Consider the following 21,765-nt stretch of genomic DNA (forward strand, 5'->3'; position numbering starts at 1 on the left):
ATAACACTTAAAAGTCTTGATTTTTTTTAGGGTTGAAGGGGTTTTTATGTTTGTGTTCATAGGCTCAAAGGGTTCAAGCGTTTTTATTAATCGAACTCAAATTAATAAGTACTTTGTATAAAGTACGTTTATAGAAGCATAAAACATTATTTTGTAAATGAATTTGAATGAAGCTGTAATAAGGAAATATGCTCATTAACTTGGTTTGGGAATTTTGATTTTTTTACGAATCTACCAACTTGAATTGAATATTATTAATAATAATCATAGTTGAAGTGTTCCGATCTAATCTTGACTCCGAATCTGATAGTCAATAACTATTAATCATCGGTTAAATTCAGATGTATAACTCTTTAATACCTTAATTGTTATGAAACAAAAATTAACCTGCGTTTTAATCCTCATGTTACCATATGTATACACTATAGCTCAAGAAACTAACAATAAAACAGAGGATAATAAAGATGATAATTTTTCTATAGGATTCCAAAAAACAGAGGATAATAAAATTTGTAATTTTTTTATAGGATTCCAATTAGGAAAGGTTCAAGATAATTTTCATGTAGGGGCTAATACAGGAGTACGTATCATAGATATGTTTGAACTGAAAGCTACCGCAAATATGTCTTTTAATTACTATTTCTATTCTCCTAAAAAAAGAGAAATATTGGTGCCTTATTTTTCAAGTACACTAGGGTGGGTTTATATTCAGCCTGTGAGTAAAAGTATTAATGTATATGGCGAATCAGGTTCTGTACTTATAATACCGGCTTATATATTCTCAGAAGAGAATTTTCGTTTTGGTGGATATGGATTATTTGGTTTTGAGTTCTTTACAGATAGATACTCTTCTTTTTTTATTGAAATGGGCTGCATGGGCACGGGAGCTAGACAAAATGATGCTTATAAAAGTGTCTATCATAATGGATTTCTTATTAATGTTGGATTTAAGCATATTTTTTAAAAACTATTAACATTAGTAAGTATTATAATTTTGTCTAAACCAAAATATTTTAGAATAATTCTTAATTAAATATTTAGAGTGTCTTATGATATTTCTAGAAAATTAAAATTTTATAGAAAAACGCTTTTAGTTCACATGCAAATGCTCCGAAATACGCCTATTAATCACAATTATAATCATAAATCTATTAACCCTATTGATTACAAGGGTTTCACAGGCATACTCATTAAACGGTTGTTGATTCGACAAAGGCTCTTAGAAATAATAATGATTGGATTATCATAATAAAAAAATATGATTACAAGTAAAGCCTCTATCAAGAACTTATCAGTCATAGAAAATAAATATATTCTTATAAAAGATATCTCTTTTGAAATAATTCAAGGGGACATTACAATCATTTTTGGGAAAAATGGTTCTGGAAAATCCCTTCTCATAGATTGCATCATGAATAATATAACATATGAAGGAGAAATAACTTTGAGTACAGAAAAAGTAAGTGTTTTATATGATTCTTTTGTTTCTTTTTCGTTTCTAAGGGTACGAGAAATTTTAAGTTTTTTTGAATCTATGTATAACCATGCTAGAAATGATGATTTAATAAATAGGATGGGTATTCATACTATAATGAATAAGTATTTCAAATTATTATCTAAAGGAGAAAGGAAAAAAATAGGAATTTATAGCATTTTAATATCAAATAGTGATTTATTAATAATGGATGAGCCTACCGATGGATTAGATCCCATCTTTAGAAAGTTTCTTTGGAATGAAATAAAAAATAGTGGCAAAACTGTATTAATGACAACTCATATATGGGAAGAAGCCTTAGATATAGCTGACAAAGTAATTTTAATAGACAAAGGAAGTCTTTTGAATAAACCAGAAAACCCTCAGGAATTAATAAAAAGTATACCATATGAAGGGAAATTTGTTTTTGATACAAAAGGATTCACAGAACAAGAATTTCTTTTAGAAAAAAAACATCTTATTTGTTTAGAAGAAGAAGATAGAATATATGTGTATTTCCGTGAAAAAAATGAAAAAGAATCTATTTTAGATAGATTATCAGATAGAGGCGTAGTAAGTTTTTCTATTTTACCAATAGACATTTCAGACATTTTTTTACTAAAAACGAGATAATGAATAAAGCGATAAGAAAACTTTTTTTGATACAACTATTGAGTTCCATACGTTCACCAGAATCTATTTTCTACTCTGTGATATTCCCTCCTACTCTTTTTATAATTTTTGGTTTTAGTTTTGGGGTTGGTCAAGGATATATTAATTTTTTCTTATCAGGAATGATTGGAGTAACAATAATAGGGGATGGCTTGAATGCTATAGGGCCTGTTATAAAGTTATATTACTCTTTAGGTATTGTAAAATACTTTAAATCATATCCTTTAAATATTATATGGCTTTTTATAAGTTTTATTTTGGTCAGAATGATGGTGGTACTGTTTTCTTGTTTAATCTTAATATTACTCTCTTACTTATTTTTTGAGCTTTCTATAAATCAAATGAATTTAACTAATTATATAATAGGGGGAGCTTTATTATTTATTATTTATTCATTTTTAGGATTATTAATTTCATTATACGGGATCGATAGTGATAAAAGCACTTTAATTTCTTCTTTCGTTTTCTTTGGAAGTATGTTTTTATCAGATGCTTATTTTAACATATCATCTGTAAACACAGTATTTTTATTTATAAGTTATATCTTCCCTTTGAAAGTTGTTCTCAACTTCATGAGAGGAAATGATATACATTTATTATGGTCTATACTCTGGCTTATATTAGTATCTATTTCTTTCTATTTAGTTATTACAAATACAAAATTAAAAAGAATACAATAATTGTATAAATCACAGCATTAAAACTAAAGCAATAAAAAATTCTCTTTCTTGATATAAATCTTTTTTTACATCACCGCTTGCGTAGTCGAATAGCTCTATTCTTTCATTTTTTCTATCTAAGAGATTAGATATTTTACCAATCAGCATAATAGTCATTTCCTTTAAAGAAAATGACTTATCTATGGAAAAATCTAACCTATGATAACTATTATATCTATTACCATTTATATCCTCCGATAATATTGGAAAATATTTTTTTGTAGAAATATCATAATCATTAGACTTTATAGGAGTATATAAACTTCCTGGACGTGATATAAAAGATAAAGACATCCTTATAGAGTTAGTTGCGTATACAGAAATTAATCCTTTAAAAAAATAAGGAAAATCTAATTCTCTAAAATTATATTTCCCATATGAGAATAGAGATCTTATAAACAAATATGATAATTCAGTTGAGAATATTTCTTTATCCATTTTGTATGATAACTCTAATCCATAAGTATCTCTGTCTCCGTAAATAAAAGATCTATCTTTCAAGTAAAAATCTTTATCCCTCTTTTTATAAAGAGAAATTCCTGCTTTGTGATTATCTTTTTCATAGTTATACTCAACAGTAATCTGATTGCTTTTTAAAATCCCTGAATTAAAATCTATAAAATCTAATGATTCATAGTGTCCAGCACTGAGAATAAATCTATTATGATTTTTTTCATCTGAAAACTTCATTAAAAAATTGTAAGAGTAGGGATTCAGTTTTTGATAGTTATATACAGTTTTCCTAACTCCTGCTCCAATGGTAATATTACTAGAAATAGTATAAGTTGATCCTATAAATGGCTCTACATACATTTGCTCTTTTTCTCTATTTATAGCTCTTTCAAAAGTTAAACCTCCATAGAAACGAGATTTTTCTAAAAAATAATTAGCACTCAAAGATGAATAATAGTAAGTTAAATTTTGGTCTATACTAGAGTAATTTTTTACTCTAGTACTATCTAATATTTTTGATATTCCTGAATTAAACTTTATTTTCACATTCTCCAAAAAGAAATGAATATTTGCCACATTGTAGCTTTTAAATACATCAGATTTTATTGTATTTCTGTCTTTGGAAAAAAAATCAGAAAAACTAATTTTATCTTTTGTCAAAGCAGAGTAAATTTTTATTTTCGTTCTATCTAAATTTACATTCATAGTTATTTCACCATTCATCCGCCTATAGTAATCTATGTAGTCTTTTATTTGAAAATTAAATTTTCTAAAAAGACCTAAGTCTACATAGTATAAATTGGCTTGTAACATCATTGTTTGCTTTAAGTCTTTCTCTAGCCCTAGAGATAAAACTATTGGAGATAAAAAAATGGCTGTCCTATCTTCCATTGTATACGGTGTATTCATGTTAATCAATCCCCCAGACGTATTAGAGAAGTATACGGGGGGGTTGGATGGGTAAATCTCTATATTCCCTATGGAAGAAGTACTTACAGATAGGAAGTCTACATTATTTATTGAGTTTAGAAAGTTTTCTTTGAGATTACTTCTATACAATGGGACATTATTTATAAAAACCATGGATCTTTTTTCAGGGCTGCCTCTTAGATTTAGGGTAGGTGTTTCTTCAGTGTTTGTAGACATTCTTGAAAAATTAATTCCTCCTATGATATCTCCATTATAACTAGGACTCGCATAAATTTCGAATTTTGTTAATTTTTCTGTAGAAAACTCACTGTCTATAGAATTATTATCACTTGATAAAACAATCTCAGAAAGACGATTCTTATTTTTTGATAGAGTTACAATTAATTTTCCATCTTCTATTATTTTTTTTACATCAAGAGAGACAGAATTATACGCTATATGATAAAACACCAATGTATCGTTATATTTATCACGAGGTACTTTAATAGAAAAATTGCCATGAATATCAGACAATGTATAAATTGAATTATCACTTTTTATAAATATTCCAACATCAGATATACTCTTATTATCATCATTTATAACTTTTCCATCTATAGTGTAATTATTTTGTGATAAACAAATATTGCCTGATATGAGTAAACATAATGAAATTATATGAATTGTAATTTTCATAAAGAAGGCATTATACTTATTATAACCTGGATTATTCATGGTTTGTATTTCAATTTGAATATAAGGTGTTATTTTTAAAGGGTTTCAACCAAAAATAACCACTTTAGACACTTTTCAGGATAGTGTCATGACTAGGTTATTCGGAAGGATATTCTTTATTTAGAATATCTATGTACTTATCGCACAATGCTTTATTTTCGTTTTTTTCATAAAGTTTAATTAAAAGTTTTAAGGATTCTTTTTTTTCCCCATTTTGGTTCTATAGGCAATCTAATTTTTTCCTTTATTGATATGGCTTTAAGTAATAAGGATTCTGCTTTTTTTCCTCCTCCATACTGTTTTGGGGTATAAAAATCATACGAAGCGTTAACGTAATAGGCCCTAGTGTTGTTTTCTCCATCTATCATGGAAAATTCTAATGCTTTTTTATTTTCATTCATCAATTGCAGTATGTTTTGTCTAGGAGTGTATATGTATTTCATAGAAATAAGAAGAGCTAATAAGCTATATGTTTCGCTGTTTTTATTTTCAATATTGTTTAATCCTTCTAGTCCTTTTTCTATTATGTTTTTTATTTTGACTTTTTTTTCTTGTTCATTTAAATCGTTATTCTTTAATATTAAAAAAGAGTGCTTATATGATAAATAAGCTTTCCAATAATATACATAATACAATGATTTAGATGTATTTATGAATTCTTTTTCTGCTTGTTCTAATATCCCTGTTATTTCCTTCATACAAGTATATTCGTTGTTTATATTTTGACTGGTATAACACTGTTCTATTATTTCTTCTATATTTAGGGGCAAGAACTTTTCTGAATTATCCTGAGATAAACAAATAGTAGTTAAGAAAATGAATAGTATAAAAAATTTTGACCTTACTCCAATAGGTGATAAAAAGTTTTTATTGAGCAATAATTCAAGCTCGATAAAAATTGAGTTTGATGATGACATTTTATTAGATATTTTTAAATTTTATATAAGTGAACCATTAACTAAAAGAAAAATAAATAAAATGTTTATTATTTTTCCAAAAGAAAAAGTTTTACTGTTTTTCTCTAAACTAAAAGATTTTAGTGTTATACTGTATAATTCGAATGAGGAGCTACTCAAAGGGCAAGCATATGAAATAAATGACACAAGTACGCAAAAATTAATAAAAGACAAAAAAATTGGAATTATTTGTTTTTCTAATGATTCTGTAGTTACTAATTATTATAAAACTTATATAAAAGGAAATATTTCAACTCTCAAAGTTAATAATGAAACAAGGGAAACAAGTTTAAAAAAATTTGTAGAGAAAAAAGATATTATACTAATTGATGGAACCAGAATTATTATGAATGCTTGTTTATTAGTAAGCGAATTGCTTTTTAAATTACGTATCCCTTGGATATTATACCAAGGAGTAGTTTCTGAAAAAGGTCGAGTTGGACCTCTTTTTTTTGGAAAAGATACTGGATGCTTTTCTTGTTTTGAAAAACGAATAAAAAGCGTTGACACTTTTTTCTCTGAAAAAAAAAATTATTATGATTGGATAAATGACAATGTATCAAAAAAGGGAATATACCCAGATTATATTGAAAATTTTTTACTTTCTGTATTAATGGCGGAAACTGTTAAATTTTTATTGAATAATCCATTATTAGAAACTTACGGGAACCTTGTTTCATTTGATATAAATGATTATTCAAAAACTATATCAAGGTTACATAAAGTTCCTTTTTGTAACATATGCTCAGAAAATAATACAATCAGGTTAGCTCCATGGTTAGAATGATAATGATATGAGATTAGTGACATTAGAGGATACTATCAAAAGAAGTTTTTCTTTGATTAGTGAAGAAATAGGTATAATTAAGAACATATACAGGTCTGCTAATATTTTCGGGGATCCGAAAGTTATTTCGTATTCTTCTACAAACTGTGATGTTGAAAAACTAACTGATAATAACTCTTTTTTCTGTGGAAATTCAGGGGGGGCAGGAATTAAATGGGAAGATGCTTTTTTAGCTTGTATAGGGGAAACTGTTGAACGATATTGTAGCTGTTTTTATGATAAAAAAAGTATGATAAAATCAACATATTTAGATATAAATGATAATGCAATTCACCCAAGTAATTTTTCTCTTTTCCATCAAAAACAATATAATACTCCAAAATTTCCCTTTATCCCTTTTACAGAAACAACTGAAGTGTTTTTTGATAGAGCATATGATTTAACTACTGAAAATGTAATTTTATGTCCCGCAACATTTTTGTATATGCCTTTTCTTGAAGATAGCGTTAGAATATCTGAAAACATATCTACTGGATTTGCTTCACATACAGATTATCATAAAGCTATTTTATCTGCATCATATGAAATAGTAGAAAGAGATTCTTTTTCTATTTGGTGGATGAACCTATTAGACCTTCCAAAAATAAAAATAGAAGGTGAGGTTAGAAAATTAATAGAAGAAATAATACCAGACCATTTAACAATTCATTTATTTGATATGACAACAGATGTGAAAATTCCTAGTGTGTTTGGTATATTAGAAGGGATAAATGATAAAGAAAATTTTATAGCCTTTTCAGCTGCAACTAGATATACATTTTATGATGCTATAAAAAAAACCATTATAGAATGTTGTCAATCAGTACCATATACTAGATTTTTAATCGATCGGTATAATAATTATGATTTCAATGATTTTAATTCTGTTAAATCATTTGAAGCTCATAGTGTATTTTATAATAAAAGAAAGGATTTAAGATATATAATCAAACCCTTTTTAGAGAAAACACCAAATAAGACTGTCAATCTACTCAAAAAGGATGATGATTTTTCAGATAAAATAAAATTATCTCATCTCGTGAGTATTTTTAAACAAAAAAAATACCCCTATATCGTCAAAGAAATAACAACTAATGATATTAAAAACTATGGCTTTGTAGTTGTTAGGGTTATTATACCTAATATGACTCATTTAAACGGAACGTATGGACAATATTATCTAGGAGGTGATAGATTATATGAAAGTCCTAAAAAAATGGGATACGATACAAAAAAAATTGAAGAATTAAATACATTTCCACACCCATTTCCATAAGTTATTTTACGCTCTAATGAAAAAAAAGTATTCACTAAACGATTTAATGAAAGAATCAGAAAAGTATGATAAGTCTATTTATTCCACAAAAATGTTTGATCTAGATAATAGTTTAGATTACATACAAAGTTCAAAGATATCTGATATTAGTATTAAAAGAGATATATCAAAAGGGTCCAATACATTTTATACAGACTACGTACTTGAAAGGGCCTCTAACCCTTATAAAACATATTTTGGAAAAAAAATAAAGTTAAATGATTTAAAACGCTTAAAAAACAAACAAAAAGATTTTATAGAAGTTTTACGTAAACGAAAAAGTCATAGAAAATATTTAAAAAAAGATTTAAGCTCTTATGAGATTTTCTCTATTCTAAATTACTCATATGGCATTTCTAGGGAAGAGAATGTAATGGGGCATAAATGGCAATTTAGATACTCTCCTTCTCCTGGAGGAATATATTCATCGGATATATATCTAATACTTGTTAATAGCCACTTTAAAAAAGGACTGTATCATTATCAGCCCAAGGATAACTCTTTAGAATTGATTAAAGAAGGAGATTTTTCGTCTTTTATAAAAGATAATTTAGGTTTATCACCTTATATAGATTCTGAAAATAAAATAGGAGGATGTATCATTATATCCTCCAATATTCAAAGGCTTTACATAAAATATAATGTAAGGGCATACAGGTTCATGTTATTAGAAGTTGGTATTCTTTTACAATCACTTTCTTTAGTTTCAAGTTATATTGGAATAGGGAGCTGTATACTAGGAGGTTTTTATGAGAATAAAATCAATGATTTTATTGGATTAGATGGGGATTTAGAAAGTGTTCAAGGAGTGATGGTTATCGGCCATATAGATAATGAAGAATCTGAAAATTAAACTCTACCGTATGAATCAATACACTATCCTGAAAGGATGCAAATAAGAAATTAGACATTATCCCGTAAAATGCGTAAAGTTATCTTTCATTTTTTCCACATTTGTAGTTTGATTTTATTGGAGAAGTCCTACTAACCTGAGTTCGATTAGCCCAGATTATTCAAGATTATATTTCAATATTGGGTATAAGTCTTAATTTTAAAGGGCTTTAACTAAAAACGACTGGTTTACATAAAGCCCAAAAGTGAGGAATCAAAGTACATTATTTATAATCTGAATTAGATTGATAATTACTCAGAAATACTGAGTAAAATAATATTTTTAACTTAAAAAATTCATATGACTATGAATAATCCAGGTTAACCTCTAAATAACTCAATGCTTTCAAGAGTTTTTATTAATAGCTCTCAGATTAAAAATCTATTTCATAAAAATTATTTAGCCCTTATCAATTAAATAAAGGACCACCCAATAATCGTATAATCACATTATATCTAAAATTGCTATTTTCGTGCTGTCAAAAGTTTTTAAATATAATCTTGAAAGAGAAGCAATTTATATCTACTCCCACCAGTTATGGTGATCTGAGTATAGATTCTGGAGCCAAAGTCTGGCAAAGCCCTTCCAATATAGCTATAGTTAAGTATTGGGGGAAAAAGCCTAATCAGATACCTTCTAATCCATCTATTAGTTTCACCCTTTCTAATAGTTATACCAAAACTAAGTTTTCTTATGCCAGAAGGAATAAAAAATCTGATGATAAAATATATTTAAAATTTTCATTTGACAATAAACCAAAAATTGATTTTGAAAAAAAAGTGTCGTCCTTTTTAGAAAGGATTATTCCATATTCTCCTTATTTGAAGTACTATGATATTACCATAGATACTGAAAATTCTTTTCCTCATTCTAGTGGAATAGCATCTTCCGCGTCTGGAATGAGCGCCATAGCTCTTTGTATAATGTCTTTGGAAAGAGATTTATTTCCCCATATGGATGATGTCTATTTTTATAGAAAGGCCTCTTTCTTATCTAGATTAGGTTCAGGCAGCGCTAGTAGATCTGTAAACGGCAATCTAATGATTTGGGGTAATCACAAAGATATAGATGGCAGTAGTGACATTTATGCAATAACTTATCCCCATGAGGTACATTCTGTATTTTACACTTTTTGCGATACTATTTTACTCATAGATGAAAGCGAAAAGAAGATTTCTAGTTCTATAGGGCATAAGCTTATGGAAAATCATCCTTTTGCCAATACTAGATTTAAAATTGCAAATGATAATATTTCTAGTTTGAAAGATATATTCTCTAGCGGAGATATAGAGTCCTTTGGACTTTTATTAGAACGAGAAGCTTTGAATTTACACGCTATGATGATGTGTTCACAACCGTATTTTCTCTTGATAAAACCAAATACTATCTATGTGATAGAAAAGGTTTGGAAATATAGATTAGAGAGTAAAAATCATCTATATTTTACTTTAGATGCTGGGGCTAATGTTCATTTATTATATCCTAAATTTCAATCCCAAGAGATTGAAATCTTTATTAAAGATGAATTATCAGCGCTATGTGAGCAAAGGTATATTTCCGATTGTGTTGGAAATGGAGCAAAACAAATATTTTAAATATGCAGGGGTCACTTTTTTACGCTAAGATTTTACTTTTTGGAGAATACGGTATTATCAAAGATTCCATGGGCTTGAGCATACCTTATAAATCTTATCAAGGCAGTTTTGTATTCGATGATTCGATAGAGTCTAAAAGGTCAAATGAGAATCTTAGTCTTTTCTTCAAATACTTAGCAGAGATAAATAAAAAAGCTGATTTTCCAGCTAGGTTTAATTTAGATTTACTATCGGATGATTTAGATAGAGGAATGTCTTTTCAATCATCCATTCCACAGGGCTATGGAGTAGGCAGTTCTGGAGCACTCGTGGCTGCCATATACGAAAAATACGCTATAAATAAGATATATCCAGATAATATTGTAAGGGGAGATGTAGTAAGGTTAAGGTCCATCTTTGGCAAGATGGAATCGTTTTTTCACGGCAAGAGTTCTGGCACCGATCCTCTTATATGTTATTTGAAAATTCCTCTGCTCATAAAGCCTAAGGGTAATATTTCTACTGTGGGCATACCAGAGGACAATAGTAAAAAGGGAACTGTTTTTTTGGTTAATTCTGGCATTCCAGGAGACACTCAACCTATGGTTAATATCTTTTTAGAAAAATATAAAAAGAATAGTTTTAAAAAAGCCTTAACTAAATTTATATCCTATAACGATGCCTGTATAAGTTCTTTTTTAGATGGGGATACTAGAGGGCTGTTTAAGAATATAAAGGAGTTATCTCTATGGGTTTTTAAACATCTTAATTTGATGATCCCTTCAAACGTCCATAAAATATGGAGAGAAGGTATAGAAACAGATACCTATTACCTAAAATTATGTGGTTCTGGAGGAGGTGGTTTTATTTTAGGGTTTACTCAAGAAATAGAATCTACTAGAAAAATGTTAAAAGACTACGAACTCGAAATAGTCTGTAACATATAATTCTTATAATTCTCCCTCACAAGCACTATCTATGATAATGCTTGTCGTATTTTTTCAATAGCCTTTATGAGTTGTTCTTCCGAGGTAGCATAGGATATCCTGATGCAATTTGGAGATCCAAAGGCATTTCCAGAAACTGTCGCTACGTTGGCTTGTTCTAAGAGGAACATAGAAAAATCGTCAGCGTTACTTATTGTGCGCCCCTTTAATTCTCTTCCAAAGAAATGAGATATATCTGGAAAAATATAAAATGCCCCTTGTGGATTATTCAATTTAAATCCATCTATTTTACTCAATTCTCTTATGACTAAATCTCGTCTCGATAAGAAAGCATCACGCATATAACCTATGGAAGAAGGAGTAGCTTTTACAGCTAAAATAGCAGCTCTTTGAGCTATAGAGCAAGTTCCAGATGTAGTCTGACTCTGTATTTTATCACATGCTTTAGCTATAGATTCCGACGCTGCTAAATAACCTATTCTCCAACCCGTCATAGCAAAAGATTTGGACAGTCCGTTTATAGTTATCACCCTATTGTATAGCTCTTCAAATTGAGCTATGCTTTCGTGTTTAGCCGAAAAATTTATGTATTCATATATCTCATCTGAGATTATAAATACGTTTTTATGTCTAGCGAAAACCTCAGCCAGTGACTTTAGTTCTTCTCTAGAATATACCGATCCAGAAGGGTTACAAGGACTACTGAATATAAATGCCTTTGTCTTTTGTGTTATTACACTTTCTAGTTGTTGAGCAGTAATCTTAAAATCACTATCGGTAGAAGTGGGTATGACAAGGGGAATGCCATCAACTAATTTTACCATCTCTATATAACTCACCCAATATGGAGCTGGTATTATGACTTCATCTCCAGGATTTATCAGAGCCATCAAAGCATTTATTATAGACTGCTTAGCTCCAGTAGAAACTACTATTTGGCTTGGAGAATAATCTAGATTATTATCTCTTTTTAGCTTTTCTGCTATAGCTTTTCTGAGATCCATATATCCAGGCACAGGAGTGTATTTGCTAAAATTGTCATCTATAGCCTTTTTTGCTTCATCTTTTACGAAAGTGGGAATATCAAAATCAGGTTCTCCCAAACTTAAGTTTATAACGTCCTTGCCTTGTTCTTTGAGTTCCCTGGCTTTTATACTCATAGCGATAGTCTGAGAAGCAGACATTTGAATCACTCTATTTGAAAGATGTTCAGACATTTTTTATTTATTTTAATTTTCTAATTCAGTTACTTGACCAACGCCTATTTCATTTTCTGATTTAGCAACTATTGTCGATATAGCTATATCGCCCGATATATTAACTACAGTACGACACATATCTAATAATCTGTCTATTGGAAATATTATAGATATCCAAGCTGGGTTTAATCCTACTGATTGCAAGACTGTCACTAATAATACTAATCCCGCCCCAGGTATGGCTGCGGATCCTATAGATGCCATAGTAGTGGTGAGCACAATAGTTAATTGATCGGCAAGATCTAAATCGATATTATTTATCTGAGCTAAAAACAAAGGTTCAAGACAACTTAAGAGGTGTTTTTTTTACATCATTTTATCAAATCAAATATACAAATTTTCATATGATAGTTAAATCTCCATTCACATTCTTTTAAACTAAATTAGATTAATAAATTGCGTAATAAAAACAGCTAAAAGGCTTGAAACAACTGGGTTAAAAGATAGTTATATCGGCAGTTGCTTGAGTAGGTATTTCTAACTTACTCAAGCTGTTTTTTTTTACAATTTGTCTCCTCAATATCCAAGCAAAATAGTCGTAAAATACACCTAAATTTTACCTTCTAAATTCTTGAACGAATTATACACTTATCTTTCATAGATAACATAAGGGTTTACACGCATATAAATTTACCTTAAGTTGTCTTGAACCAAACAATATAGCAACTGCTTGGTAAAGGCTAGTTCCATCCATATTAACCGTCGCTCCTATGGGTAAGACAAAACTAGATATTTTATTACTGACTTTAAAATTCTCTTCTATACATTTCATGGTAACTGGAAGGGTAGCTACACTAGAACTAGTCGAAAAAGCTAAAAATTGTGCTGGACTGGCATTTTCAAAAAACTCTTTGTAAGAAAATCGCTTCACAAATAAAACGACTATAAGAGGGTAAAACACAAATATCATTAAAAATAATCCAATCAAGACAGTAATGGAATACATCCCTAACCCTCTGAATATATCTATTACTTCTTCGGGGGAAGAAGCCATTTTAGATACTACCCCCGCTAAAAGGCAAAAGACAAAAAATGGAGATGCCTTCATCAATACGATTACCATTTTTATGAATACTTCATTAAGAGAATTAAATAATTTTACTACAGGAGCCCTTTTCTCTTTGTTTATGCTAGCCGCTATTACTCCAAAAAATATAGAAAAGAATATCACTTGCAACATCTTATTGTTGTCCCCAAATGATTGTATTAAATTTGGAGGTATTATATCTACTAAAAAAGCTAGTGGACTTCTATTTGAAATATCTTGTGATAATTTAATCTCATCATCTAAATTTTGAATTTTATCATCTTTGTCATCTTTTGATAGTTGCTCTTCTAAGAGTATTTTATCTTGTTCAGACAAAACATTTTTACCATCTGCTATAGGAATAGAATTTGCGTTTGCCCACAGTTCATACTGAATTCTATTGCTGATTCTTTTTTCTTTGTCTAGATAAGAACCTGGATTTATAATAGTCGCTAAAAACAACCCTATAGATATGCTACATATGGTAGTAAGCAAATAAAGAGAAAAAGTTTTTGCCCCTATTTTTCCCAATTGTAGAATGTTTGAAATATTGGATATTCCAGTTATAATAGAAAATAAGACTAAGGGAACAGCGATAAATTTTAATATTCTAATGAAAATAGTGCCAAAAGGAGCTATCCAATTCTGAGTAAAATCATTCCATCCTAGATAAGAGGATACAAAAGACCATATTATCCCCAAAAAAAGACTCAGTATTATTTTTATATGTAAAGGTATTTTATTCATAGGCTTGTGTTATATCCGTGATAAGGTTTTGTTAACTTACAAATAGATATTTTTAGACTGCATCTAAAACACAAAGACACAGAATTCCGGCAAATATAAATATTTCAAGATATTCATGTGTTTTTTATCGCACAACTAATATCTGATTTTATACTTTTCACTTTGGATCCTTAGGCAGTAATTTAATTTATAGGCTTGCTTTATAACAAAAATATTTTATTTGATTCACAATTTTTGATAACTTGCTCACTCCAAATCGAAGATTGAACCTCACCTATATGTGCTTTTTCTAATAAGAACATACTTAATCGAGACTGCCCTATTCCTCCCCCTACAGATAAAGGGAAAATATTATCTAAAACCATCTTATGAAAATTGAGACTCAATCGATCTTCCTTATCAGATAACTTTAATTGCTTTTTCATTGTTTCTGAATCTACTCTTATTCCCATAGAAGATATTTCTAAGCCTACATCCAAAGGATTATGATAAAATAAAATATCTCCGTTCAAACTCCAATCATCATAATCTGGAGCCCTTTTATCATGAACTTTACCAGACGATAATACTCCACCTATACCAATTATAAAAACAGCCTTATGCATTTTTGCAATTTTCAACTCTTTCTCTTTAACAGTAAGAGATGGGAACATATCCTCTAATTCCTGAGAGGTTATAAAAGTTATTTTCTCAGGTAATTTAGATGTCAATTGCGGATATAACTCGTTTAGTTCTCCTTCCGTTTGATAAATAGATTGATAAATATCCTCGACAATACTTTTTAATTTATTAATATTTCTTTCTTGTGGAGAAAGAACTTTTTCCCAATCCCACTGATCAACATAAAGAGAATGTATAGGACTAACTTCCTCATTTGGACGTATAGCATTCATATCGGCATAAATCCCAGAATCTTGGGAAAATGAATATTTATGTAGGGTCATTCTTTTCCATTTAGCCAATGATTGTACTATTTCTAATTTTTTATCAGTTATAGCAGTAAATGAGACTGGAAACTCTGTTCCATTCAAATCATCATTTAATCCAGTACTTGACTCTAAAAATAAAGGAGCAGACACCCTTAAAAGACCTAGATTATTAGTGAGTTTTGATTCAAAAATTGTCTTAATTTTTCTTATTGCAATTTGAGTATCTATAAAGTCTAATTTTGATGTATACATAACTATTCCGTTTTAATTAATTTTGCGCTCATTCCAAGATTCGAGATTTCCTTTTAAGAAATCTCAATTATCTCATAATGTATCCTTGTTTAGTCTTATTTTTCTATAATCATATTTACAGTGTCGAGAGATTTTTTGTCAGCATAAAAAAGGTGCAAAAGATAACAATCCTTTGACAGTATCCTAAATCCTCTATGTTGAATAACTAAAACTATTTAAGTAGTCTTAATAAGACTCCAAATTTAATAAATAATTAAAACCTTTTAAGAGTTTTTTTACCCTCCATTAGACTATGGGTAATACATCTTAACACAATTTATCAATCAAACTCAGGTTAAGAGTGATTTAAATAATTTTAGAAGTTCCTACTATCACTAGTGGTTTTAAAAATGTTTAGGTTAAAAATTAAAAAGTGGGAATTTTATTGTTTATATATTTCAGACACTGTCGCGAAAAGTGTGCAAAAAAATGTTGCTATGATCATCTTTAGATATAGCGACTTCAGCTCTTTTAAGTATCTCTTACTAAACTATTAAACATAGATTATAGATTGAGCTTCGGTTTATAGATAAAAATTGATTTGAAGATATTACCGTTCAATAAAAAAAACGCAATTTTGTAATCTCTTTTAACGGCATTCTATGAGGTTGAGATTATTATGGTTAATATTGTTTTTTTCATCCCGTGCTTTTGCACAAGATAGTGCTATATTTACTGTAGTTCTAGATGCAGGACATGGGGGAAAGGATCCAGGTACTATCAATGGGAATAAGCCTGCAGTCATGGAAAAAGATGTGGTGTTGAAAATTACACTTGCATTGGGAGATATCATAGAAAAAGAATTTAAAGAAAACGTAAAAGTTATCTATACCAGAAAGGATGATCGCTTTGTAGATCTTAAAGATAGGTCTGAAATAGCCATAAAAAATAAGGCTGATCTGTTCATTTCAATACACTGTAACTCTTCCCCTAGCAAAAAGATTTATGGCAGTGAAACATTTGTCATGGGAGTTCATCAAAATGAAAATAGTTTGGAAGTATCTAAAAGAGAGAACTCTGTTATACTCTTAGAGGAAAACTATGAAAAGAAATACCAAGGATTCGACCCCAATTCTCCAGAATCTATAGTAGGGATTAATCTTTTACAAAGTAATCACATAGACAATAGCATTATGTTATCTTCATTTATTCAGAGTGAATTTAAAAATAGAGCAAATAGACTTGACAGAGGTGTAAAGCAAGCTGGGTTTTGGGTGATATCTAGGAATACTATGCCTAGTGTTTTGGTAGAATTAGGCTTTTTGAGTAATGACAAAGAGAGACCTTTTTTAAATTCCAAAAAAGGTCAGGAAATAATGGCAAGAGCTATATTCAAGGCGTTTAAGAATTATAAGGAAATAATAGAAAAAAAGAGAGGCAGAGTAGTCAGCAATATAGATAAAGCTAAGTTAGAAAGCAAAGAGAATAATGAGGTGGTATACAAAATACAATTCCTCACATCTAGAAAAAAAATAGGGTTGAAAGACAAGATGTTTTCAGGAATGAAAAAAGTCGGTTTTTATTCTGAAAACAACATTTACAAATACACATGTGGAGATGGTACAGATTATGAAAAAGTCAGTAAATATTTAGATTTGATTAAGAAAAAATACAAAGGAGCCTTTATTGTTAGGTTTAAAAATTCTAAGAGAATAAGATAAAATGAGGCTAAAACTGTCAACAGAATTTAAAGTGGGATTAATAGCTATATGTGTTATAGCTGCTTTTGTATGGGCTTTCAATTACGCCAGGGGAATAAACTTATTCGTGCCTGGAAATTATTACTATTCGGTTTATAAAAAATCTAATGGCTTGAAAAAAGGCAATCTAGTACTTTTAAACGGACTGAAGGTAGGAATAGTCTCTGACATAAGTTTTCATCCAAACAAAAGTGGAGATGTATTAGTAGAGTTATATGTAGAGAGTGTATTGCCCTTTTCTAAAAACAGTGTAGCTCTTATAAAGAGCACAACCATAATAGGTAACAAGTCTATAGAGATACTCATGAGAGATGGACAAGAGCTTCTTCCCAGAGATACCATAAAAGGTGAATTAGATAGAGAGATCACAGATGTTATACAGAGTAATATAGATCCATTGATGATAAAAGTAGAAAAGACACTTGCATCTATGGACAAAGCTTTGGAAAATATCTCTGAGTTTTTTGTCAAAAATGAATTGGCTATAAAAACCGTTTTTAACAACACTAATTCTAGTCTATCGAATGTAGATAAAATATCTTTGGATATTAAAGATATCCTATCTGAAAAAAAAGAGAAAATTTCAAATATTATAGACCATTTAGATTCTATATCTGTAAATGCCACGGCTATTTCAGATACTATTTTGAAATCTAAATTCTACGACACTATCAATAAGCTGAATAATATATTAGCGGATATAGATAATGGCAAGGGAAGTATTGGCAAATTGATTAAATACGACGATTTGTATTTAAACTTTAACACTACAGTTACTGAGTTACACAGTGTCTTAGAAGATTTAAAGTTGAATCCAAGCAGATATGTTCATTTTTCTGTTTTTGGAGGGGATAAAACTGAGTATAAAAAACCTGAAAAAGATAAAGTCGAAAAACCTGAAGAATAATACGCTTAATCCTTGAAGGGCGAACATAATAAGTACATGAGTATGAATCGTAATATAACTCCAAATAAGGAGATTTTGACCTCTAGAGATATAGATTCAGAAAATAAGCTGCGTCCACAGAGGTTTAGAGATTTTGTAGGTCAAAGACAAGAGATAGACAATTTAGAGATATTTGTAAAAGCCGCCAATATGAGAGGTGATGCTTTAGATCACGTCTTATTACATGGCCCTCCTGGTTTGGGTAAGACTACTTTAGCTAATATTTTAGTCAATGAATTAAATTCATCTTTAAAAATGTCTTCTGGTCCTGTTATAGATAAACCTGGAGATTTAGCTGGACTATTGACAAATCTAAAAGAGAGGGATGTTCTATTTATAGACGAGATACACAGATTATCGCCAGTAGTAGAAGAGTATTTGTACTCTGCTATGGAAGACTACAGGATAGATATCATGATAGAATCAGGTCCAAATTCTCGTAGTGTGCAGATAAATTTAAATCCTTTTACCCTTATAGGTGCTACTACTCGTTCTGGATTACTCACAGCTCCCATGAGAGATAGATTTGGAATCAAATGTAGACTGCAGTATTACGACAAAGAGTTGTTAGGGCATATTATAGAGAGAAGCGCATCGATATTGAACATTTCTATTTGCGAAGAATCCACATTTGAGATAGCGGGCAGAAGTAGAGGAACTCCTCGTATTGCCAATTCTCTTTTGAGACGTGTAAGAGATTTTGCTCAGATAAAAGGAGATGGAACCATAGATGTGAGTATAACTAAAATAGCTTTAGACTCTCTAAATGTAGATTCTGCTGGATTAGACGAGATGGACAACAAAATTTTGACCACGATAATAGATAAATTTAAAGGAGGACCTGTGGGCATGTCTACTATAGCGACAGCAGTGTCGGAAGAAGCAGGCACTATAGAGGAGGTGTATGAGCCATTTTTAATACAAGAGGGTTATTTAATCCGTACCCCAAGGGGGAGAGAAGTTACAGATATGGCCTATAAACATTTAGGGAGAATACGAGAGGGGCAGCAGAGGTTGTTTTAAAGGCTTTTCATGATGAAAGGGTTAGATCCTAATAGTGCGAAATTTTATAGCATAGCTTTTGAAATGTGCATCACTATCATGGCTTTTATGTTTTTGGGCAAATGTGCTGATTATTATTTAGAAATGGAAAAACCCTTGCTAACAGCTCTTTTATCTTTTATAGGGGTATTCATATCTATATACAGAGTAATTTACAGTATTAAAAGTAAAAGATAATGGTTTTATCCTATACTAGGAAGCTTTCAATATTTACTGTAGTTATATTAATTATAAATGTGTTTATAGCTAATATATACGGTTTTGTTCCAGTGAATAAAGTATTGACATGTATATTGTTTTTCTTTTCACTAACACTTTTTATACTTCTAGCCTTTCTTAGGGTTTTGATATATCATCGCTATAGATTAGGGTATTTTTTCATATTTATGTATTTGGTAAAAATTCCAATGATTTTCATCTATCTAAATATAGAATTCTCAAATAAGAGTTTGAACAATTATTATTTACTTAATTTTGGGGTGGTTTATCTTCTTTATCAATTATACAGCATACACTTAATGGCGGGGTATCTGAGTAAGAACCGATAGATTTAATAGGTTTTTAATTAATTTATGCAAAAGGGAAATTGTGTAAATTTTTAACAATTTGGATGTTCAATGGCTGTTGAAAATATAATATTGGGTATAGATCCTGGAACGACTGTAATGGGTTTTGGTCTGATAAGAGTAAATGGAGATAATATTGAATTAATATCTCTAGAAGAGTTGCACTTGCAAAAATTACCTAGTCACCAACTGAAATTAAAACGCATCTTCGAAAAGACACTATCTCTTATACAACATTATAAACCCACAGAATTAGCTATTGAAGCTCCGTTTTTTGGAATAAATCCTCAGTCTATATTAAAATTAGGAAGAGCTCAGGGAGTGGCCATAGCAGCGGGTTTGTATAGTGGAATACCTATAATAGAATACTCTCCTAGAAAGATTAAAGCTGCAATAACAGGTAGAGGTGGCGCCTCTAAAGAACAGGTAGCTAAAACTCTTCAGCATATGTTAGGCATAAAAGAATTACCAAAAAAATTAGATTCTACAGATGGTTTAGCCGTGGCAGTATGCCATTGTTTTCAATCTAAAAAAAACTATGTTTCACAAGAAAGAGGTTATTCAAGTTGGGAAGCCTTTGTAAAGAATAATACAGATAGGTTGGCTTAAAATCTATAATGTCTAGCATTTACGTTCATATTCCTTTTTGCAATCAGAGATGCAGTTATTGTAATTTCTATTTCTCTACTTCTTTAAAGAAAAGTGTTGACATCGTAAATTCTATATGCAAGGAATTAGATATCAAAAAACACTTTTTAAAAAACAAAGAATTATCCACCTTGTACTTCGGTGGAGGTACTCCTTCTCTATTAGATCCTAAACACATAGGCAAAATAATAAATCATATTAAAAAATACTTTTCTTTTAGAGAGGATATTGAAATCACATTAGAGGCAAATCCAGATGATTTAAAAAAAAGTAAGTTAAGGGAATTCCAATCTATGGGCATCAATAGGATGAGCATAGGAATACAGTCGTTTTCTGATTTGGATCTGAAATACATGAATCGCATTCACTCGGCCAAAGAAGCTATAGCTTCAGTTAGAGATTCTAGTGACATAGGGTTTAAAAACATCAATATAGATATGATTTACGGAATCCCTATTAGTTCAGACAGTAGGTGGAGAGATAATCTAAACATAGCTTTTTCACTAGGCATTTCACATATCTCTGCTTATGCTCTTACTATAGAAAAAAAAACAGACTTGTATTATTTTATAAAAAAAGGCACTTATAAAAATGTAGATGAGCAACATCAAGCCGATCAATTTGAGATATTAGTAGAAGAAGCAAAAAAAAATGATTTTGTACACTACGAAATTTCTAATTTCTCCAAAGAGAACTATTTTTCAAAGCACAATTGCAATTATTGGATGAGAAATGATTATTTGGGATTGGGACCTTCTGCTCATTCATTTGATGGAGAAAACAGAAACTGGAATGTATCTAATAACACTAGATATATAGAAGAGATAGAAAAGGGAGGAATTTATAGAGGTGAAAAACTGAGCAAAAAAGAACAATTTAACGAAATGGTAATGCTTGGAATTCGGACTATCTGGGGTGTGGATATTAAATATATTTCTTCTTTCTTTGGAGAAGAATACAGACTACATTTAGAAAAAACAGCCAATTCTTTCATAAAAGAAGATTTATTGATAATAGACAAAGACACTCTATTATTGACAGATAAAGGAAGGTTTTTAGCAGATGGTATAGCCTCTAGCTTGTTTCTGTAAGACAAAGTAAGTACATTTGTTTTTTTG

General features: G+C 29.9%; 20 protein-coding genes. 14 read left to right on the top strand and 6 right to left on the bottom strand.

Annotated elements, in window-relative coordinates; all coding sequences use genetic code 11:
• Nucleotides 1-403: 403 nt before the first annotated feature.
• The 3 genes from JBKA6_RS02370 to JBKA6_RS02380 all read left to right on the top strand — a co-directional run bounded on the left by JBKA6_RS02370 (nt 404) and on the right by JBKA6_RS02380 (nt 2,826).
• Complete coding sequence (locus tag JBKA6_RS02370) at nt 404-964, top strand: hypothetical protein (protein ID WP_096685492.1); 561 nt, start codon at nt 404-406, stop codon at nt 962-964.
• A gap of 294 nt (nt 965-1,258) precedes the next feature.
• Nucleotides 1,259-2,107, top strand: a complete 849-nt coding sequence (locus tag JBKA6_RS02375) for an ATP-binding cassette domain-containing protein (RefSeq protein ID WP_096685494.1) — start codon at nt 1,259-1,261, stop codon at nt 2,105-2,107.
• Nucleotides 2,107-2,826 carry an ABC transporter permease gene (locus JBKA6_RS02380; RefSeq protein WP_096685496.1) on the top strand — a complete coding sequence of 240 codons (720 nt, stop codon included), beginning with the start codon at nt 2,107-2,109 and terminating at the stop codon, nt 2,824-2,826. The genes JBKA6_RS02375 and JBKA6_RS02380 overlap by 1 nt, the downstream gene beginning before the upstream one ends.
• A gap of 9 nt (nt 2,827-2,835) precedes the next feature.
• On the opposite strand, the gene JBKA6_RS02385 is transcribed toward JBKA6_RS02380, so the two are convergent.
• Complete coding sequence (locus JBKA6_RS02385; protein ID WP_157776890.1) at nt 2,836-4,923, bottom strand: TonB-dependent receptor; 2,088 nt, start codon at nt 4,921-4,923, stop codon at nt 2,836-2,838.
• Between the two features lie 215 nt (nt 4,924-5,138).
• Nucleotides 5,139-5,660 carry a hypothetical protein gene (locus JBKA6_RS02390; RefSeq protein ID WP_157776891.1) on the bottom strand — a complete coding sequence of 174 codons (522 nt, stop codon included), beginning with the start codon at nt 5,658-5,660 and terminating at the stop codon, nt 5,139-5,141.
• A 118-nt stretch (nt 5,661-5,778) separates the two neighbouring features.
• Here JBKA6_RS02390 and JBKA6_RS02395 point away from each other — a divergent pair, with 118 nt between their 5' ends.
• The 5 genes from JBKA6_RS02395 (at nt 5,779) to JBKA6_RS02415 (ending at nt 11,472) form a co-directional block, all read left to right on the top strand.
• Nucleotides 5,779-6,705: a hypothetical protein gene (locus JBKA6_RS02395; RefSeq protein WP_096685502.1), complete on the top strand. Its 927-nt coding sequence runs from the start codon at nt 5,779-5,781 to the stop codon at nt 6,703-6,705.
• Nucleotides 6,706-6,757: 52 nt separating this feature from the next.
• Nucleotides 6,758-8,020, top strand: a complete 1,263-nt coding sequence (locus JBKA6_RS02400; RefSeq protein ID WP_157776892.1) for a YcaO-like family protein — start codon at nt 6,758-6,760, stop codon at nt 8,018-8,020.
• A gap of 16 nt (nt 8,021-8,036) precedes the next feature.
• A complete protein-coding gene (locus JBKA6_RS02405) occupies nt 8,037-8,912 on the top strand; it encodes a SagB family peptide dehydrogenase (RefSeq protein ID WP_096685506.1) in 876 nt (291 codons plus the stop codon).
• Between the two features lie 539 nt (nt 8,913-9,451).
• A complete protein-coding gene (locus tag JBKA6_RS02410) occupies nt 9,452-10,546 on the top strand; it encodes a diphosphomevalonate/mevalonate 3,5-bisphosphate decarboxylase family protein (RefSeq protein ID WP_096685508.1) in 1,095 nt (364 codons plus the stop codon).
• Between the two features lie 2 nt (nt 10,547-10,548).
• Entirely contained in the window at nt 10,549-11,472 is a 924-nt protein-coding gene (locus JBKA6_RS02415; RefSeq protein WP_096685510.1) for a mevalonate kinase family protein, read from the top strand.
• 29 nt (nt 11,473-11,501) lie between these two features.
• On the opposite strand, the gene JBKA6_RS02420 is transcribed toward JBKA6_RS02415, so the two are convergent.
• The 4 genes from JBKA6_RS02420 to asnA all read right to left on the bottom strand — a co-directional run bounded on the left by JBKA6_RS02420 (nt 11,502) and on the right by asnA (nt 15,686).
• Nucleotides 11,502-12,689: a pyridoxal phosphate-dependent aminotransferase gene (locus JBKA6_RS02420; RefSeq protein WP_096685512.1), complete on the bottom strand. Its 1,188-nt coding sequence runs from the start codon at nt 12,687-12,689 to the stop codon at nt 11,502-11,504.
• A 12-nt stretch (nt 12,690-12,701) separates the two neighbouring features.
• A complete protein-coding gene (locus tag JBKA6_RS02425; RefSeq protein ID WP_096685514.1) occupies nt 12,702-13,007 on the bottom strand; it encodes a dicarboxylate/amino acid:cation symporter in 306 nt (101 codons plus the stop codon).
• Nucleotides 13,008-13,326: 319 nt separating this feature from the next.
• Nucleotides 13,327-14,505, bottom strand: coding sequence for a dicarboxylate/amino acid:cation symporter (locus JBKA6_RS02430; protein ID WP_096685516.1), 1,179 nt, complete (start codon nt 14,503-14,505; stop codon nt 13,327-13,329).
• Between the two features lie 200 nt (nt 14,506-14,705).
• A complete protein-coding gene (gene asnA, locus JBKA6_RS02435; RefSeq protein WP_096685518.1) occupies nt 14,706-15,686 on the bottom strand; it encodes an aspartate--ammonia ligase in 981 nt (326 codons plus the stop codon).
• Nucleotides 15,687-16,327: 641 nt separating this feature from the next.
• On the opposite strand from asnA, the gene JBKA6_RS02440 reads away from it, so the two are divergent.
• The 6 genes from JBKA6_RS02440 (at nt 16,328) to hemW (ending at nt 21,738) form a co-directional block, all read left to right on the top strand.
• A complete protein-coding gene (locus JBKA6_RS02440; protein WP_096685520.1) occupies nt 16,328-17,386 on the top strand; it encodes an N-acetylmuramoyl-L-alanine amidase family protein in 1,059 nt (352 codons plus the stop codon).
• Between the two features lies 1 nt (nt 17,387).
• On the top strand, nt 17,388-18,332 hold the full coding sequence (locus JBKA6_RS02445) for an MlaD family protein (RefSeq protein ID WP_096685522.1): 945 nt from the start codon (nt 17,388-17,390) through the stop codon (nt 18,330-18,332).
• A 42-nt stretch (nt 18,333-18,374) separates the two neighbouring features.
• On the top strand, nt 18,375-19,394 hold the full coding sequence (ruvB, locus tag JBKA6_RS02450; RefSeq protein WP_096685524.1) for a Holliday junction branch migration DNA helicase RuvB: 1,020 nt from the start codon (nt 18,375-18,377) through the stop codon (nt 19,392-19,394).
• 12 nt (nt 19,395-19,406) lie between these two features.
• Nucleotides 19,407-19,610 carry an AtpZ/AtpI family protein gene (locus JBKA6_RS02455; RefSeq protein ID WP_157776893.1) on the top strand — a complete coding sequence of 68 codons (204 nt, stop codon included), beginning with the start codon at nt 19,407-19,409 and terminating at the stop codon, nt 19,608-19,610.
• 440 nt (nt 19,611-20,050) lie between these two features.
• Nucleotides 20,051-20,608: a crossover junction endodeoxyribonuclease RuvC gene (ruvC, locus tag JBKA6_RS02460; RefSeq protein ID WP_096685531.1), complete on the top strand. Its 558-nt coding sequence runs from the start codon at nt 20,051-20,053 to the stop codon at nt 20,606-20,608.
• Between the two features lie 8 nt (nt 20,609-20,616).
• The gene (gene hemW, locus JBKA6_RS02465; protein ID WP_096685532.1) at nt 20,617-21,738 is read left to right on the top strand and encodes a radical SAM family heme chaperone HemW; all 1,122 of its coding nucleotides are present in this window, start codon (nt 20,617-20,619) and stop codon (nt 21,736-21,738) included.
• The last annotated feature ends 27 nt before the right edge of the window (nt 21,739-21,765 follow it).

Source organism: Ichthyobacterium seriolicida (assembly GCF_002369955.1).
Classification (GTDB): domain Bacteria; phylum Bacteroidota; class Bacteroidia; order Flavobacteriales; family Ichthyobacteriaceae; genus Ichthyobacterium; species Ichthyobacterium seriolicida.